Origin of the sequence: Halarcobacter sp. (assembly GCF_963675975.1) — a bacterium.
GTDB lineage: Bacteria > Campylobacterota > Campylobacteria > Campylobacterales > Arcobacteraceae > Halarcobacter.
This window is the reverse complement of the sequence record NZ_OY780939.1, coordinates 222,230-238,980: the sequence shown is the minus strand read 5'-3', so window position 1 is coordinate 238,980 and position 16,751 is coordinate 222,230. Positions and strand designations below refer to the sequence as shown.

The window sequence follows — 16,751 nt, the reverse complement described above, 5'->3', positions numbered from 1 at the left end:
AAAAGTATTAATGAGTAAACAAGAAGACAAAAAACTATTTATACAGACTCTTGGCTGTCAGATGAATGATACTGACAGTCAACATATGATTGCTGAACTAAAAGAGCATAAAAATTATAGTACAACAGATAATATTGAAGATGCAGATTTAATTATTATTAATACATGTTCAGTAAGAGAAAAACCTGTTTCTAAACTTTTTTCAGAAATAGGGCAATTTAATGTAAAGAAAAAAGAGGGTGCAAAAATTGGAGTATGCGGTTGTACTGCAAGTCACCTTGGTCAAGATATTATGAAAAGAGCTCCATATGTGGACTTTGTTCTTGGAGCTAGAAATATTTCAAAAATAAAAGATGTAGTTGATAAAAAAGGTGCAATTGAGATTGATATAGATTATGATGATTCAACTTATCAATTTGCACAAAATTCACATAATTTATATAAAACGTCTGTAAACATCTCAATAGGTTGTGATAAAGAGTGTACTTATTGTATTGTTCCTGCAACAAGAGGTGATGAGATTTCAATTCCACCTGAAATGATTGTTGAACAAATCAAAAAAGATGTAGCAAAAGGTGCAAAAGAGGTAACTCTTTTAGGACAAAATGTAAACTCTTATGGAAGAAGATTTAGTGATAAAAGAGAGAAAACAACTTTTACAAAACTTCTTCAAGAGGTCTCAAAAGTTGAAGGTCTAGAAAGAATCAGATTTACTTCACCACATCCATTACACATGGATGATGATTTTATTGAAGAGTTTGCAAAAAATCCAAAAATTTCAAAATGTATCCATATGCCTTTACAAAGTGGATCAACTACTATTTTAAAAGCTATGAAAAGAGGATACACTAAAGAGTGGTTTTTAAATAGAGCTAAAAAGATTAGAGATTTAGTTCCTGAGGTTAGAATTACTACTGATATTATCGTAGCTTTCCCTGGTGAAACACAAGAGGATTTTGAAGATACAATTGATGTAATTAATCAAGTGAAGTTTGATCAAATATTTAATTTCAAATACTCACCTAGACCAAATACACAAGCTTTAAATCTAAAAGATATTGAAGTAGCTGATGAGATAGGAAGTGCAAGACTTATAGAGGTTATTGAGCTTCATAAAAAACATCAAAGTGAACTTATGGATGCAAACATAGGAAAAACTGTGAGTGTTTTATTTGAAAGTTTAAAACCAAATGGTGAAGTATCAGGATTTACTGATAATTATTGTCAGGTTTTTGTAAAAGGTAGTGATGAGCTTCTTGGAAAAATAGTTGATGTAAAAGTTACTGATGCTACAAGAACAGCATTGAAAGGTGAAGTGGTAAAATAGATGAAGCTTTTTCTAATCACAAGAGTTGTTCCATTTATATTACAACTTTTTGTAAGATTTATCTATTTAACAAGTAAAAAAGTTTTTCATCATCCAAAAATAGATCTCAATGAGCCTTTTATTGTTACTTTTTGGCATGGTGAGCTTTTAATGCAGCCTTTTAACTATAAGAAAATTAAGCCAAAAGGCAAAGTTAGTGCTATGATAAGTGAGCACAAAGATGGGGAAGCTATTACAAGAACTGTTGAGTATTTGGGAATTGACTCAATTAGAGGTTCGAGTACTAGAGGGGGAGCGAAAGCTTTAATAGGAGCAATTAAAGAGTTAAAAGCAGGTGATGATATAGCAATCACTCCAGATGGACCAAGAGGTCCAAGGCATTCAGTTGCTGATGGAATTGTAGCTATTTCACAGAAAACAAATGCTAGAATACTTATATTTAATTGTAAACCAACTAAATATTGGCAGTTTAATTCGTGGGATAAGTTTATTGTTCCTAAGCCTTTTGGGAAACTAGAGTTTTTTATTCAAGAACCATTTGATGTAAACTCTTTAGATAACAATGAGGCAAAAGAGTTGATTAAAAAGAAGTTGCTTTTAAATTCAATGGAATAAGGTTTTAGTTTAAGATGTTTTCAAAAGAGTATTTATACATAAATGCCATCAAATACAAAACACAACTTAAAATAAATTATAAGAAATTAAATAATAATGATATTGTAGAAACTAATGCCTCTACATTTCTTGCCTATGATGAAATCATGGGCAGAGATATTGCCACAAAACTTGTATCACACCAAAGCGAAATAGATAATACATATATTTCTACACTTTTACTTCAAGATGAAACAAAACTGATTCAAAAAAAACTAGCTGCACCAAAAGATTATGAGATAACATCTTTAAATGAACAATTTAATATTGCAGTTTCTAAAAATACACTGTTTGAAACAAAAAACTATTTTGATAAATGTGGAATAGATTATATCTTCTCTGCTTATCATATTTTAAATCTACATATAGAAAAGAATCCTTGCAATAACAATCTTGTAATTTTGCTTTTTAATAATCAAGCATTTTGTGTAATCTTAAACTCAAATTCTGAAATTGTTTTTAATAGAAAAATAGACTTAACACCATTTGAAGAGATTAAAAAAAGTGAATTTTATGAAAATGAACTTTTAGGACAAAAATTGTTTGATGAAGTTTACGCTTTAGAACTTCATGAGACAATTAAAAATACAATTGAAGAGTTTTATTCAATAACAAAAAATATGTTTATTGAAAAGGTTTCTTTACTTTATAATTTAAAACTTATATCTGATAGTCAAATTAATAAAATGGCAGAAGATTTTATGCTTGATATAACTTATCATCCAATCTCTGTAGATGAAGAGTTATTTGAACTTTCACGAAATTTACACAAAACAAAAAGTTTTATAAAGCCAAGAAAAAAACCAAATAATAAGTTTAAAAACCTTAGTTTAATCGCTATTATCTTTATTCTACTTATTGCCATTGGATATCTTTTTTATCCTCAAATTAATGAGTTGATAAATAAGAAAGATGAAAAAGTTATAAATAAAAAAACTGTTGAGAAAAGAGTAGAATTACCAAACCATATTGAAAAAAACAATCAAATTGAATCAAGTGTTTTAAAAGCCTTAGAAGTTATCCCTTATGATGTAGTTTTAAAAGAGTTAGACTTAGATAAAAACTCACTTTCTATGGATATTAATCTCTTAAATAAAGATACTTTTATAAAAGTATTACAGCCAGCATTATTAAAATATTATGATATGGCAAATATAGTATTTAAAGAGACTAAAACACCAGTTTTAGAAGCCCAGTTGAAAGCTGAAGGTGCAAAACAAAAACAGATAGTAAATTTCAAAGATTATAAAGAGGCATATATAGAAAATGAGTTTATGCCTATTATTAGAGTTACTGAGCAGATGAAAATACTTTTCCCTGAAGGCTCAAATGTAACTTTTAAAAATAGTTTTAAATCAGAAGTTACTACTTTTAATTATTTAGTAACTATAGTTATTCAAAAGCCTTTAGAGTTTTTCACACTGATTGACAAAATGAACAATGAATTGTATTCTGTAAATATAACTTATCCTATAAGTTTTGTTAAAACAGAAGCTGGAATTGAAGTTGAATTTATTGTTCAATTCCACCAACCAAAATAGTTTAAGATAACCAAGTAGTAAGTGGTCTAGGTTTACCTAAATAAAACCCTTGTCCGTAAGTTATCCCTATTTTTGTTAACTCTTCAACATCCTCTTTAGTTTCTACATACTCAGCAACTGTTTCTTGACCTTTTAATTGAGCTATCTCTTGAATATATTTTATAACTGCTTTATCAACTGGGTCTTTGTGCATATCTTTTACAAAACTTCCATCAACTTTTATTACATCAAAAGGTAAGCTTTTTAGATATTCAAAAGATGCCATACCTGTACCAAAATCATCCAAAGCTAAACCAATTTTTTGTTCTTTTAGCCATTTGATAAATTCATTTGCCATGTTAAAGTTACCAATTGCAGAACTTTCTGTAACTTCAAGTTCAAGTTTTTCCCAAGGAAAATCAAAAGTATTTATAGCTTTTTTTAAGCACTCTTGAAAGTCTGGATTGTTTAATGTAGAACCAGCAAGATTTATATGAGCTGAGTGTAAGTTTTGAATATGATTTAAATCTTTTGTAACTGTTTCAAGATAAGTCCATAACACATACATATCTATTTCTGCCATAAGTTGGTATCTCTCAGCTGCAGGTAAAAAATCCCCTGGAGATATAAAGTTTCCATCTTTGTCCCACATTCTAATTAAAATCTCATAACTGAATTTATCACTTTGTTTTTGTAATTGAACAATATCTTGTGCAAATAGTTCAAATCTTGAAGGTCCACCTTTTAGTGCCTCTTTTATTAAAGTTGCAGTTTCAAGTTCAGTTTTAAATCTTTTAGTTAAATTATCACTTAAGTCATAAATGTGAGACTTGTTTCTGCCTTTCTCTTTTGCTGTGTAAAGTGTAGTATTTATAGCTTTTAATAGCTCTTTTAAAGTGTATTCAAAAGCATTAAAGTGTATCAAGGCAACTGAAGCACTTATAGAATAGGTTTCATTAGCCCAAATAAATCTAAAATCTCTAAACTCTTCAAGTATTTTTTCTAGTATTTTAATACCTTCTTCTTTTGATCTATTCTCATAAAATACCATAAAACCATCACCATCAACTCTGGCGAAAGTACAAGCTTCAGGTAGATTGTTATTGTATGTTGAACTAATCATTTTTAGTAATTCATCACCTGCTTGATAACCTGCTGAATCATTTATAAGTTTAAATTGGTCTAAATCAATATAAAATAAACAATACCCCTTAGCTGTTTTATTTTTCAAAGCATCTTGAAGTTTATTTTCAATATAAAATCTATTATATATATTTGTTAATTGGTCGTGGGTAGCTTGATGTTGAAGTTTTAAAGAGGATTTATATATCTCATCCATTTGATTGTTAAAACCATCAAATAACTCTTTTATCTCGTTATTTGCTGTAGTTTCAACTTTTATAATTTTATTATTTGTTGGATCACTATTTTTCATAGCATCTAAAAGTCTAATAAATGGATTAGTGAAGTTTTTACTTAAAAATACACTTATTAAAAAGCCAAAAAATAAAGCAAAAGGAAAAATCGCAAGTAATGTTAGAGTGATATTTTTCTCTTTTTCTTTAAAAGAAGATAGGTCTATATCCATAAATTGATAACCAAAACTATAACCTTGGGCTTCAATATTATTTTTTATAAAAAGATGCTCATTGGTAAATATAATATCATTTTTCAAAATAGAATCTTTGTTTTTTTCTAAATCTAAACTATGGGCATATTTAAAAATAGGGTTATGTTCACTATCAAAAAGTAAAATTCCATTTATATTTTTAAAAGCTGATAATCTAAAAGTTATATCTGATAAAATATCAGCATTTGGGTTTAGAATATATTTTAAAAAATCGTTATTCAATGATTGGGTTATATCTTTTGCCTGCGTTATTGCATTGTTTCTATTCTCTTCTTTTTGTATCTTTAGAATAAAAAAAAGTGTAGTTACTTCCACGGCAACTACTATTAGGGTCATAAATATTACAAGCTGAATTTTTATATTAAATTTTTTCCACATCTAATTACTGCTTAGATTTGTTTTCTATTGGTAATGAAAAATCATTCCCCCATTCTTTCCACGAGGCATCATAATTTGATACATCATATCCTAACTCTCTAAGGGCAAAATAGTTTGTAGCAGCAACTTTACCAATAGCACAATAAATTACCACTTTTTTATCTGCTTCAATATTTTTATAAAGATCTTTTAAAGACTGTGTATTCTTTAATTTCATTACACTCTCTTCTTTACTTAAATTGTGAATAGCTGGAATATGTATAGCTTTTGGTATATGTCCAAATCTTTGAGCTACAGATTTTTCTCCAATATATGCTTCATAACTTCTAGCATCAATTATTACTTGTTGCGGATTTTTAGTTGCAATTTGAGTTGTAAATTTTGTAGAGAGTCTGTTATTATTTACAGAAGCAATATATTGGCTAGGTTTGATATTTGGTATCTCTTTTGAAGTTGGAAAGTTTTTATTTTCCCACTCTTTAAAGCCTGCATTTAATAGTTTTACATTTTTAAAACCATAAACTTCAAAAGTCCAAAATACTCTTGCTGCGTTAAAGAAACTTCCTTCATCGTAGATAACAATATTATCATCTATATCAAGTCCAAGTTCTCTTAGAAGCTTTTGAATTGTATTAGGATTTGTAACTTTCCCATCTAAGTTAGTATTTTCATAAGATAGCTGGGCTGGAAAATTCAGTGCATTTTTAATATGCGACTTTTGATAATTTTCTTTTTCTCTTACATCAATTATTTTAAAAGAAGTTAGGTCTTTCGACAAAGTCTCAGGGGATACTCTTAAATTTACACCATTTAGAAATGTTGTAATAAAAAGTAAAAGAGGGATTAATGCATATCTTTTTTTCATCTTTCTTCCTTTGGTTGATTATAAAAAGTTTAGCATTATATATAATTATTGTAAATACTTTATGTAGTAAAAAATAGGAAAATAAAGGTTTGTTTACCAAACCTTTATTTCATTATAAACTGAGTCCCTCTCAACTGGGATAAATCCAGAGTTTTTGATTAGGTCTACAAAGTTTTCTAAAGCGATTCCATTTGCACTTTTTGCTCCAGCTGCACTTTGAATAGATTCTTTTTCTATTGTTCCATCTAAATCATTTGCACCAAACTCTTGGGCTAATAAAGCAAGTTTAGTGGTTGATGTAACCCAATAAGCTTTGATATTTGGGATATTGTCAAGTAAAATTCTAGCAATAGCCATAGTTTTTAAAATCTCTTGACCTGTTAAAAAATCTTTTACTTTTAAATAGTTATTTTCTTTTTGATAAACTAATGGAATAAAAGCATTAAAACCACCAGTTTGCTGTTGAAGTTTTCTTAGTCTTAACATATGGTCAATTCTATGTTCTCTACTTTCAACATGACCAAAAAGCATAGTTGCATTACTTTGATGTCCTGATTTATGCCATAGTTCATGGATTTTTAGCCATTGGTCAGATTTTACTTTTCCACCACAGATTCTTTTTCTAACCTTTTCATCGAAGATTTCAGCTCCACCACCTGGCATTGAATCAACACCACTTTCAATCATTTTTTCAATAACTTCTTCATATGTAAGCTTGTACTCTTCTGATAAGAAGTGAATCTCAGCTGCTGTTAAAGCTTTTACATGGATTTCTGGATGTTTATCTTTAATCTTTCTAAAGATATCTAAATACCATTCTAATCCTGTATTTGGATTATGTGCAGATACTATATGTACCTCTTTTATTCCATTTTTTACAGAATTATCAACAGTTTCCATAATCTCTTCATGAGTTAAGGTATATTGGTGTGGATTTTTTCTTGTTGCACTATATGCACAGAATTGACACACATCTTTACATACATTTGTTGGATTAATATGTCTATTTATATTAAAATAGGTTTTTTTACCGTGCTTTTCTTCTCTAATCTTATTTGCTAGAGTTGCTAATTCAAATAATTCTAAATCGTAAAGTTTTAATGCTTCTTCAAATGTATAATCTTCTTTTTTTTCAAATTTTTCTAAAATACTCATATAATATCTCTTTATTTACAATCAATATCTTTACTATATTTTCCATTGTTACTTCTATGAACGAAACCTATACACTCTTTTTGCAAATCTTTGTCAAAAAAAGTAAGTTTATATACTGTACTTTTTATTCTTGTTTCTGTATCTTCTACGCTCATTTTATTAACAACTTTTATATCAGATATATTTTTATGTCCCATTTTTGCTAGTTCTTCTTCCATTTTTAAGTTAATAGTAAAAACTTCAAACATAAAACCAATTACAATTAATATCGCCATCACGACAATAATTATAATACTTTTCTTAGGTAATTTTCTTACTTCAATCTCTTCTTGGCTCATAAGTCATCTCATTTAGTGGTTTAAATTTATCATCTTCTTTATCATAATAATCAATTTGTGCTGTTTCAATATCATAATACCAACCATGCACTTTTAAATCTCCATCTTCATGAAGTTTTGCAACACCTGGATAAGTTAATAGATTATCTAACTGATGTCTAATAGAGTTTCTCTCAGTTGCTCTATACATCTCCTCTTCAGTGGTAAACTTTTTATTTCTAAGAGTTCTCTCTTTCGCTTTTGCACCTAAAGTCAACCATGTTTTTATATGAATAAAAGAACCATCATCAGGAATATCTTCATATAAACTTTTACATGCACCACAATGTGAATGTCCGCAAATAATAATATGTTTAACCTTTAAAACAGCAATAGCATATTCAATAGCTGCGGCACTTCCGTGAAAATCCTCATCATGTTTATAAGGAGGTACAAAATTTCCAACATTTCTTAAGATAAACATATCTCCAGGTTTTGTTCCTAACATTAAATCAGGAGTAACTCTACTATCAGAGCAACCAATAAACATAACTTCTGGCTTTTGACCATGTTGAACTAGATTTTTTATCTCTTTTTCAAGATCTAAAAAACCATTTTTTCTAAAGCTTTCATTACCTTTAATTAACTCAGTTAAAATCATTTTAATTACCCATAGTTTTAATAATTTTTTGATCATTTACAGTTATTGCTGTAATTCTTTTAATATTGTCTTTCTCTTCATTATCTTGGTATTTGTATTCTATTAAATAGTCTACATTATGACAAGATACTAAAGTTGTGAACTTTGAAAGTTTTAGTGATTCACAATTTTTCATATTTATAAATTTATCATTAGCAAAACAAAGAAGAGAGAAGATCATTAAAATTAACAGTTTTTTCATTTAAACCCCTTTATTTTTTTACACACCTTTTCTAAAACAAAAGGTTCTATATCTATTTTAGCAATAAGTCTTATTATTGCACTACTTACAGTTGGTTGCCTTATTGCTCCAACTAAAAAGCCTTCATTTTTTAAACTAGTTTGTATCTCAATAACTTTTTTATTATCACCAAATACTATTGGAATAATTAAGCTATGTGAAGTTATACCTAAAATATCATTTATAACTTGTAAATTGGCTGATATTTTCCTTCTAATAAGCTCTTTATTTTTTTGAATATATTTTAAAGATTCTAGGCCTAATGCTGTATCAAAAAGGGAAGGAGCAGTAGTATATATAACCGCTTTTGCTCTATTTAATAAAAACTCAATTATATTAGAACTAGCTAGAATATAAGCACCATAACTTCCATAAGCTTTTCCTAGTGTACCCATTTTTATATGATTAGGTTTTGCTTTTATTTTATAAAAGTCAAATATACCTGTAAGATTGTCACCCAAAACACCCGAAGAGTGTGCTTCATCAACTATTAGTAAAGCATTTTCATCATCTGCTATATCAAACATCTCTTTTGGTGCTAAATCTCCACCCATAGAGTAAACACCCTCAATAGCTATGATTTTTCTTCCTTTTGTATCTGTTTGTTTTAATTTATTTTTTAAATCATTACAATCATTATGTTTAAATACTATAACTTGGTTTTTGTTTAAAAGTCTTGTTGCTACCATTCCACTTGCATGGTATTCTTCATCTATAAATAAAGTATCACCTTTTCTAACTAAGGCTTCAATCATTGAAAGATTTGCTAAAAAGCCACTTCCAACAATAAGTGCATCTTCAAAGTTATTTGCTTTTTTTAATTCATCTTCAAAATCTTGATGAATTTTAGAATAACCATTTACTAACATGGATGCTTTAGGTCCATGGTATTGTTCTTTTAAAACTCTTTCATAGGCTTTAGTAAAAATATCTTTATTTGTTGTAAGACCAAGATAGTCGTTTGAAGCTAAGTCAATAAGAGATTTATCAAAAACTTCTCTTTTACGTAATCTGTTAGATTTTTTTATAGAATTTAGTTCTTTTGAATACAAAAGTGCTCCTAATAATTTCGATATTTTATATAAAAATCTATTAAAAATTGTTAAATTTATTCATAATGCTATTGTTTTGCTACAAACACTTATTATAATTCTTTTACCTACTAATTAAACGTCCTTCATAGTAGAGAAAAGAGCAATTAGTTTTGCTCTTTTTTTTCTATATTAAAAATTTGATTATTTATCCTGAAAACTTAAACTTTTTTCAAGCATTAGATTAGCAGTTTCTAATTGGGAGTGTACAAAATATTTGATATTTAATTCTCTTAATTCTTTTTTTTCATCCAAAGAATCAATTTTAACTATTAAGTTTGCATCACTTTTAAAGTTCAATACAGCTTCACAAATTAGTTTTTTTTCATTTAAATTGCTTAGTGTGATTATTATATCTGAGGCTTCATCAACTTTTAATGATTCTAAAACAGGCAGTTTTTCCAAGTGTCCAAAATATGCTAAATAACCATTTCTTCTAGCTAAGATTACATGTTTTAGATTATCTGAGATGATTACAAAACTTCTTTTTTTTCTTTTTAACTGGTGGGCAATTATTCTCCCAAGAATTGAATATCCACAGATTATTGTATGGTTCTTTTTATCAATAGGGGTGATTTTATCTGATTCATAAAATTCTACTACAAAATAAGAAGCTAGTTTATAGATATTATTTATTATAAATGGAGTTATTATCATAGAGATTACAGTTACTAAGATTAAAAAATTAGATAAATCTTTATCTAAAAGATTATCATTTGCTGCAAGGGCAAATACTGCAAATGAAAATTCACCAATTTGACAAAGAGCTAGGGCAGATTTTATCGAATCACTCTTGTTTGATTTTCTTCTCATTAAAATATAAACAACAAAAGCTTTTATTATAAGTACCATTATAAAAACTAAAAAAACATAATGTATATTTGTTAAAAGAAAAGGTAAATCTATTTTTGTACCAACAGAAAAGAAAAATGCCCCAAGAAGTAAATCTTTATATGAAGCAATATCTGATTCAACTTTTATATGATATTTTGTTTCAGCAATAATCATGCCTGCAATAAAAGCACCTAAAGAGTAAGTAAATCCTAAGTAGTGTGCAAAAATTGAAGTACCTATAACTATAGATAAAACAGAAGCTAGAAATAACTCTTCTAATCTTGTTTGAGATGCAAATTTTAAATGCCATTCCAGAAGTTTTTTACCAATTGTAAACATAAAAAGAATAATCAATAAAGCAGACAAAAAAGTATTAACAAGTATTTCGCTTAAACTTAGAGTGTCATTTGCTAAAAATGATATAAGTAAAAGTATAGGAATCACAGCTAAATCTTGAAAAACTAATATGGCAGTTGAACTCTCTCCATATGGAGTATATATATCTTTTGATTGTTTTAAATATGTTAAAACAATGGCAGTTGATGATAATGAAAATGCCAAAGCAATTATTATAGAAGATACTGTATCAATTGAGAAAATAAATTTTGAAGCTAGAAATATTATAAGAGCACTAACTCCAACTTGAAAGAATCCATTTACAAAAAGTAGTTCTTTCATTTTTTTTAGTTTATTTAGTGGCATCTCTAAGCCAATTGTAAACATCAAAAAGACTATACCAAACTCTGCAATTAGTTCTAAAATATGTAGGTCTGAACTGTTTGATAAATCAAATATTGTAGTTATTAGTGTACCTGTAATTATATACCCAATGATATGAGACATAGACAGTTTTTTTAAAATTATATTTAGCACAGTTGAGATGGCTAATGATAAAAATATTATTAATAGTATTGTTTCCATAGCCGTATTTTATCTAATATATATGAATTTTGTATGTATATTATATATACAAATATATTAAATAATATTCAAACTATCTAATACTATTAAAATCCATGTGGTAAGGGCTATTATAATTGAGATAAAAACAGCTGCACTTCCTGCATCTTTTGCCATTCCTGCCATTCTTTGATGTTCAAGTGTTACTAAATCAACTGCTCTTTCAATGGCTGAGTTCATAGCTTCAGTTAAAAGTACAAGACCTAAGGTTGCAAAAAGTAAAATCTTATTTGTTAGTGAAGCATCTAGTAAAAATAATATTGGGATAGAGATAAAAAAGAGGGCTAATTCTATTTTAAAAGAGTTTTCTGTTCTTACAATATCTTTTAGTCCTTTAAGGGCATATATTGTATTCTTAATAAAGTGATACTTAGGTTGGTTTCTCATTTAATCCCTTTAATTATTATATTTTATATATATTAATAAAAAAGAGTTACCATCAGGTTATAAGAGATAAATTCAGGAGAAAATATGATAGATAAGTTAAAAGATTTTTTTGGACATGGGAAAGACCATATAGTTACAGTAATATTAAAAGGTTTATTTTGGTTGGCTCCAATTGCTGCAATTACTATAATAATACTTTGGGTATATGAAAAATTTAATAGTTTAACAGGATATCTATTTACACTAATAGGATTTGAACCTGATAAATATCCTATCCTTTGGACATTTGTTGGAGTTGCACTTATAGCTTTTTTTGCATATATATTAGGAATTTTTGTAGAAACAGGTTTGGTGAATTTTATTCAAAAATTATATTCAAAAATACCTGGATATTCTACTATTAAAGAGTTAGTAAATATTTTTAATACTTCAAAATCTGGAGAGAAAAAAGTATTGGTTGTTTTAATACGAGGATTTTCAAAAAAAGATTATAATATTGGTTTAATGTACTCTACAAAAGAATCAGTGATAAAAGATCATTATACAGTTGTACTTTCAATGACTCCTATTCCAAATGGTGGATATATGTTTGAAGTACATAAAGATAAAATAAGAGTTATAAAAGAAGCTACCTTTGACAGCAATTTACAATATTTGTTATCAATGGGGGTAAAATCTTTAGCTGAGATTGTAAAAATAGATCCAAAACCTATTGAAGAGTTTGAAACATTAGAGCAATATTTAGATGAAGTTGGAAGAAATAAAGAGGAAAATTTTGATATTGTAAAATAAATTTTTAATATTATTAAAATTTAGCCATTTTTACACCATTTTTTATTAATTTTTATGTTACTCTTCTAGTATTAAAACTCAATTAAGTGCAAGTAGTAAAATGGAAAATAATAATAAAAAAATGTCAAAGCACATTGCTGAACAAACTGTTATGTTCGCAACAATCACAAAATGGATATTAATCTCTTCTTCTATCGGAGCTTTTATTGGTCTGATAGTTGCTTTTTTTCTAAAGTTTTTAGAATATTGTGAAAACTCTAGAAGTTTACTCCCCTTTGATTATTATTATTTATTACCCTTTGCTTTAGTTGTAACTGTTATTATTGTAAAAAAATTTGCTCCAACAGCTGAAGGGCATGGTACAGAAAAAGTTATTGAAGCTGTACATAAAAACTCTGGTGAAATGAAACTATCTGTTATTCCTGTTAAACTTATAGCAACTGTTATTACTATTTTTGCTGGGGGTTCAGTTGGTAAAGAGGGACCTGGTGCACAAATTGGTGCAGCAGCAGCTTCATCGATTGCTACTTTATTTAAATTCTCAAAAAGAGATAGAAAGAAAATGGTGATTTGTGGTATTAGTGCAGGGTTTGCATCTGTATTTGGAACACCATTGGCTGGGGCTATTTTTGGAGTTGAGATTCTTATTGTTGGTGCTTTGATGTATGATATTCTATTACCTTCAATAGTAGCTGGGTTTGCTGCATTTTTTGTAGCTAAAATGGTAGGTATTAGTTATACTTATTTTGATATTGCTTATTATGTAACTTTTGATTTTAATTATGTACTTATTGCAAAAGTTATCCTTGCTGGAATATTTTTTGGTTTAGTGGCTGATTTTATAATTACTGTTTTAAAAGCGATTCATAATTATGCAAGTTCATTAAAAATGCACTACACTTTAAAGGCATTTTTAGGCGGAGTTGTTATTGTTGTTTTAACATTAATTGTTGGAGATCAATATTTAGGATTAGGGTTTGAAACCATAAAAGAGTCCTTGTCCTCTAGCACTCTAGATCATGAAAATGTACCTTGGTACGCCTTTATATTAAAAACAATTTTTACTTCATTAACCCTTGGTTTTGGTGGAAGTGGAGGAGTTATCACTCCGGTGTTTTATATTGGGGCTACTAGTGGAAACTTTTTTGGTGGTTTAGTTGATGGATATATTCCTCTTTTTGCTGCTTTAGGGTTTGTAAGTGTTTTAGCAGGAGCAACAAGTGCTCCAATCGCAGCTATGATTATGGCAGTTGAATTATTTGGGGTAAATGTTGCGCATTATGCAGCCTTATCAATTATAATAGCATTTTTGATGACTGGACATAGAAGTGTATTTCCTTCTCAAGTTTTATCTATGAAAAAATCTGATGCCATAAATGTAAAGCTTGGAGAAGAGATTGAAAATGCTGAGGCTACGTATACAACTAGATTTTTTAAGAATATAAGAAGAGTTGTAAGAATTATATATGTTAAATCAAGAAGAAGAATTAGAAATAAAAAAGCTAAAAAGTAATATTTTCTAAAAACTCTATATCTTCATCAACTACAATAATTGCATCTATACAAAAACTAGAGTTCAACTCTTTTTTTTGTATATAATAATCAACACTTCTTTTTAATTTAGCAAGCTTAGTTTTTGTTATGTTGTTAATGGCATTTTCATATGAGTTTGAAGATTTTACTTCTATAAAATGGTAAATCTCATCTTTTACTGCGATAATATCTATTTCACCAAGTTTTTTAGCATAAAAGTTTTTTTCAATTATTTTAAAAGCTTGTGAATTTAGATATTCACAAGCTTTGTTTTCTGCTATATCACCCTTTAATCGGCTCAATTTCTACTCTAATAGATTTAAATCTAGCAGTTAATATAAGCTCATCCGCTTCATCTCCAAAGATAAAGTTAACTTTAGATTCGGGGTGGTGAAAAGTTGTATATAAAGTTCCTGGTCTTATATTTTTCGTATACTTTACTGGCATAATTGCAGTTTGGCCATATTGGGTTTTCATTATAATTTTTGAAGCACCAATTCTTTCTTCATCCTCTTTTGCGGCTAAGATAACATCTTTGTCATATCTTGAATTTAAGGCTTCACTTCTTATTGTTTGAGCGGCATTGTTATAATGAACAATTGTTCTTCCTGTAGTTAAATAAAACTCATTTTTCTCAAAGGTTTCATTATCTACAAGTTTTTTAATTTGCTCTCTTAATTTGTATTGATGATATTGAAAATAACCTTTTCCATCTTCGGTTCTAAATTTTTCAAGGTGCAAAATAGGAGTATCTTCTTTTTCAATAGGCCATTGCATACCTCTGTTTCTATTTTTTGAAAGTTTGTGATATGTTGCCCCAGAAAATCTTGATTTTACTTTTTCTCTAGTTTCATTCCAAACATCTTCACTGGTTTCATAAATAAACTCACCTTTTATTTTATTCTCTATATCCCTTAATACTTCCCAGTCATCAGGCATATCGGCTTCTACAAGGGGTTGAGAAAGGTGAAGTCTTCTCATGGCATTTACATATACACCTGTTTTCTCATAAGCTGATTTGACTCCAAAAATAATATCTGCTTTTTTTGTAATTTCATTCATAAAAAGTTCATTTGAGATAATCAACTCTAGGTTTTCTAAGGCTTTATGAACTTTGTTCTGATTTGGATGAATATGAGCAATATCTTCACCCATCACATACATAGCTTTGATTTTGCCTTTTAACATCTCATCAATTAGTTGAGGTGTCATAAGTCCTATCTCTTTTGGTTTGCCATAATCTGGATCAAAGTATGGCAAACAACCAGTATCACAGGCACCTTGGACGTTGTTTTGACCACGAAGTGGCATAAGCCCAGTTCCTGTTTTTCCTATATTTCCTGTAAGTAATGCTAAATGAACTATTGCCATAACAGCATATGAACCATCTAAATGTTCAGTTATTCCAAGACCCCAGAAAAACATAGATTGTTTTGAAGCATATTCCCTTGCTACTTCAGGAATAGAGTCTGCTAAATCCTCATAACCTTTTATATTTCTCATATATTCAGGATTTGCAAAAGGATCATTTAAAATAGACTCTTTATACTCTTCAAAACCTACGCATCTTGCATCTATAAAATTATTGTCATAAAGCTTTTCAGAAAGTATTACATATGCCATCATGTTTAGAACTAAAAGATTTGCTTCATAAGGAATTACTAACTCTTTGCCATATTTTCCTATTTGAATATTTCTAACATCAATTACAGTTACATTTGCTGTTTTAGCTTTTGCTGCTTTTATTATTCTATTTGCAACAATTGGGTGTGCTTCTGTTGTGTTTGAACCCATGATAATTATGTTTTCAGTTTTATAAATATCATCAAATGGATTAGTTGCAGCTCCTTCTCCAATTAAAGGTTTCATCCCTTTTAAACTTGGGCTGTGACAAACTCTAGCACAACAATCCACATGGGGAGAATCCATCCCTTCTCTAATAAATTTCTGAAACATATATGAGCTTTCACATGAGGTTCTAGCTCCACCCATTCCACAAAAGGCGTGTCTTCCGTAAGTATCTTTTATTTGTGATAGTTTCCATGCCGCAAGGGAAGTTGTAAACTCATAAGGGGTTTCAAAATATTCATCATCAAACTCTTTTAAAGTTTTAGCCCTAGCTTTAAGTTCTCTTGGTAAATCTTCTAAGTTTTTTTCAATAAAACTTTTTTTAACTCTACTATTTCTTATTCTATCAGCAGAATCAACAAAACCAAAACCTTTGGCACCTTTGATACAAAGTTTTCCTTGACTTACATAACCATCATTTTGTGCATAGATTTTTAATATTTTATTGTCTTTTACTTGACCTGTGATATCACATCCAACACCACAGTATGTACAAACTGAATTTATATCTGCAATCAT

At 28.6% G+C, this 16,751-nt stretch carries 16 protein-coding genes; 5 read left to right on the top strand and 11 right to left on the bottom strand.

Going from position 1 to position 16,751, the window contains the following annotated elements; all coding sequences use genetic code 11:
- Positions 1–10 precede the first annotated feature (10 nt).
- Genes miaB through ACKU3H_RS01130 form a run of 3 tightly spaced genes read left to right on the top strand, consistent with a single transcriptional unit; the run spans position 11 to position 3,522 of the window.
- Positions 11–1,327, top strand: coding sequence for a tRNA (N6-isopentenyl adenosine(37)-C2)-methylthiotransferase MiaB (gene miaB / locus ACKU3H_RS01140; RefSeq protein WP_320035140.1), 1,317 nt, complete (start codon positions 11–13; stop codon positions 1,325–1,327).
- Positions 1,328–1,942, top strand: a complete 615-nt coding sequence (locus ACKU3H_RS01135) for a lysophospholipid acyltransferase family protein (protein WP_320035139.1) — start codon at positions 1,328–1,330, stop codon at positions 1,940–1,942.
- A 14-nt stretch (positions 1,943–1,956) separates the two neighbouring features.
- The gene (locus tag ACKU3H_RS01130) at positions 1,957–3,522 is read left to right on the top strand and encodes a hypothetical protein (protein ID WP_320035138.1); all 1,566 of its coding nucleotides are present in this window, start codon (positions 1,957–1,959) and stop codon (positions 3,520–3,522) included.
- Position 3,523: 1 nt separating this feature from the next.
- On the opposite strand, the gene ACKU3H_RS01125 is transcribed toward ACKU3H_RS01130, so the two are convergent.
- From ACKU3H_RS01125 to ACKU3H_RS01085, 9 genes are all read right to left on the bottom strand, one after another.
- Positions 3,524–5,509: an EAL domain-containing protein gene (locus tag ACKU3H_RS01125; protein ID WP_320035137.1), complete on the bottom strand. Its 1,986-nt coding sequence runs from the start codon at positions 5,507–5,509 to the stop codon at positions 3,524–3,526.
- 4 nt (positions 5,510–5,513) lie between these two features.
- A complete protein-coding gene (locus ACKU3H_RS01120; RefSeq protein ID WP_320035136.1) occupies positions 5,514–6,374 on the bottom strand; it encodes a rhodanese-like domain-containing protein in 861 nt (286 codons plus the stop codon).
- A 93-nt stretch (positions 6,375–6,467) separates the two neighbouring features.
- Positions 6,468–7,529 carry an aminofutalosine synthase MqnE gene (gene mqnE, locus ACKU3H_RS01115; protein ID WP_320035135.1) on the bottom strand — a complete coding sequence of 354 codons (1,062 nt, stop codon included), beginning with the start codon at positions 7,527–7,529 and terminating at the stop codon, positions 6,468–6,470.
- 11 nt (positions 7,530–7,540) lie between these two features.
- Positions 7,541–7,867 carry a hypothetical protein gene (locus ACKU3H_RS01110; RefSeq protein ID WP_320035134.1) on the bottom strand — a complete coding sequence of 109 codons (327 nt, stop codon included), beginning with the start codon at positions 7,865–7,867 and terminating at the stop codon, positions 7,541–7,543.
- A complete protein-coding gene (locus ACKU3H_RS01105; RefSeq protein ID WP_320035133.1) occupies positions 7,848–8,507 on the bottom strand; it encodes a carbonic anhydrase in 660 nt (219 codons plus the stop codon). The genes ACKU3H_RS01110 and ACKU3H_RS01105 overlap by 20 nt, the downstream gene beginning before the upstream one ends.
- A gap of 1 nt (position 8,508) precedes the next feature.
- Positions 8,509–8,748 carry a hypothetical protein gene (locus tag ACKU3H_RS01100; protein ID WP_320035132.1) on the bottom strand — a complete coding sequence of 80 codons (240 nt, stop codon included), beginning with the start codon at positions 8,746–8,748 and terminating at the stop codon, positions 8,509–8,511.
- Positions 8,745–9,839 (bottom strand): pyridoxal phosphate-dependent aminotransferase family protein, encoded by a 1,095-nt coding sequence (locus tag ACKU3H_RS01095; protein ID WP_320035131.1) that lies wholly within the window; start codon positions 9,837–9,839, stop codon positions 8,745–8,747. Before ACKU3H_RS01095 ends, ACKU3H_RS01100 begins: the two co-directional genes overlap by 4 nt.
- Positions 9,840–10,022: 183 nt before the next feature.
- Entirely contained in the window at positions 10,023–11,633 is a 1,611-nt protein-coding gene (locus ACKU3H_RS01090) for a cation:proton antiporter (protein ID WP_320035130.1), read from the bottom strand.
- Between the two features lie 57 nt (positions 11,634–11,690).
- On the bottom strand, positions 11,691–12,059 hold the full coding sequence (locus ACKU3H_RS01085; RefSeq protein ID WP_320035129.1) for a diacylglycerol kinase: 369 nt from the start codon (positions 12,057–12,059) through the stop codon (positions 11,691–11,693).
- An 84-nt stretch (positions 12,060–12,143) separates the two neighbouring features.
- Between ACKU3H_RS01085 and ACKU3H_RS01080 the strand changes: the two genes are divergently transcribed.
- Together ACKU3H_RS01080 and ACKU3H_RS01075 are read left to right on the top strand one after the other, a co-directional pair.
- Positions 12,144–12,851 carry a DUF502 domain-containing protein gene (locus ACKU3H_RS01080; RefSeq protein WP_320035128.1) on the top strand — a complete coding sequence of 236 codons (708 nt, stop codon included), beginning with the start codon at positions 12,144–12,146 and terminating at the stop codon, positions 12,849–12,851.
- 100 nt (positions 12,852–12,951) lie between these two features.
- Positions 12,952–14,364, top strand: a complete 1,413-nt coding sequence (locus ACKU3H_RS01075) for a chloride channel protein (protein WP_320035127.1) — start codon at positions 12,952–12,954, stop codon at positions 14,362–14,364.
- Here ACKU3H_RS01075 and ACKU3H_RS01070 read toward each other — a convergent pair.
- Positions 14,354–14,686: a YraN family protein gene (locus ACKU3H_RS01070; protein ID WP_320035126.1), complete on the bottom strand. Its 333-nt coding sequence runs from the start codon at positions 14,684–14,686 to the stop codon at positions 14,354–14,356. The two genes, ACKU3H_RS01075 and ACKU3H_RS01070, sit on opposite strands and share 11 nt — an antisense overlap.
- Positions 14,667–16,751, bottom strand: a complete 2,085-nt coding sequence (locus tag ACKU3H_RS01065) for a molybdopterin-dependent oxidoreductase (RefSeq protein WP_320035125.1) — start codon at positions 16,749–16,751, stop codon at positions 14,667–14,669. Before ACKU3H_RS01065 ends, ACKU3H_RS01070 begins: the two co-directional genes overlap by 20 nt.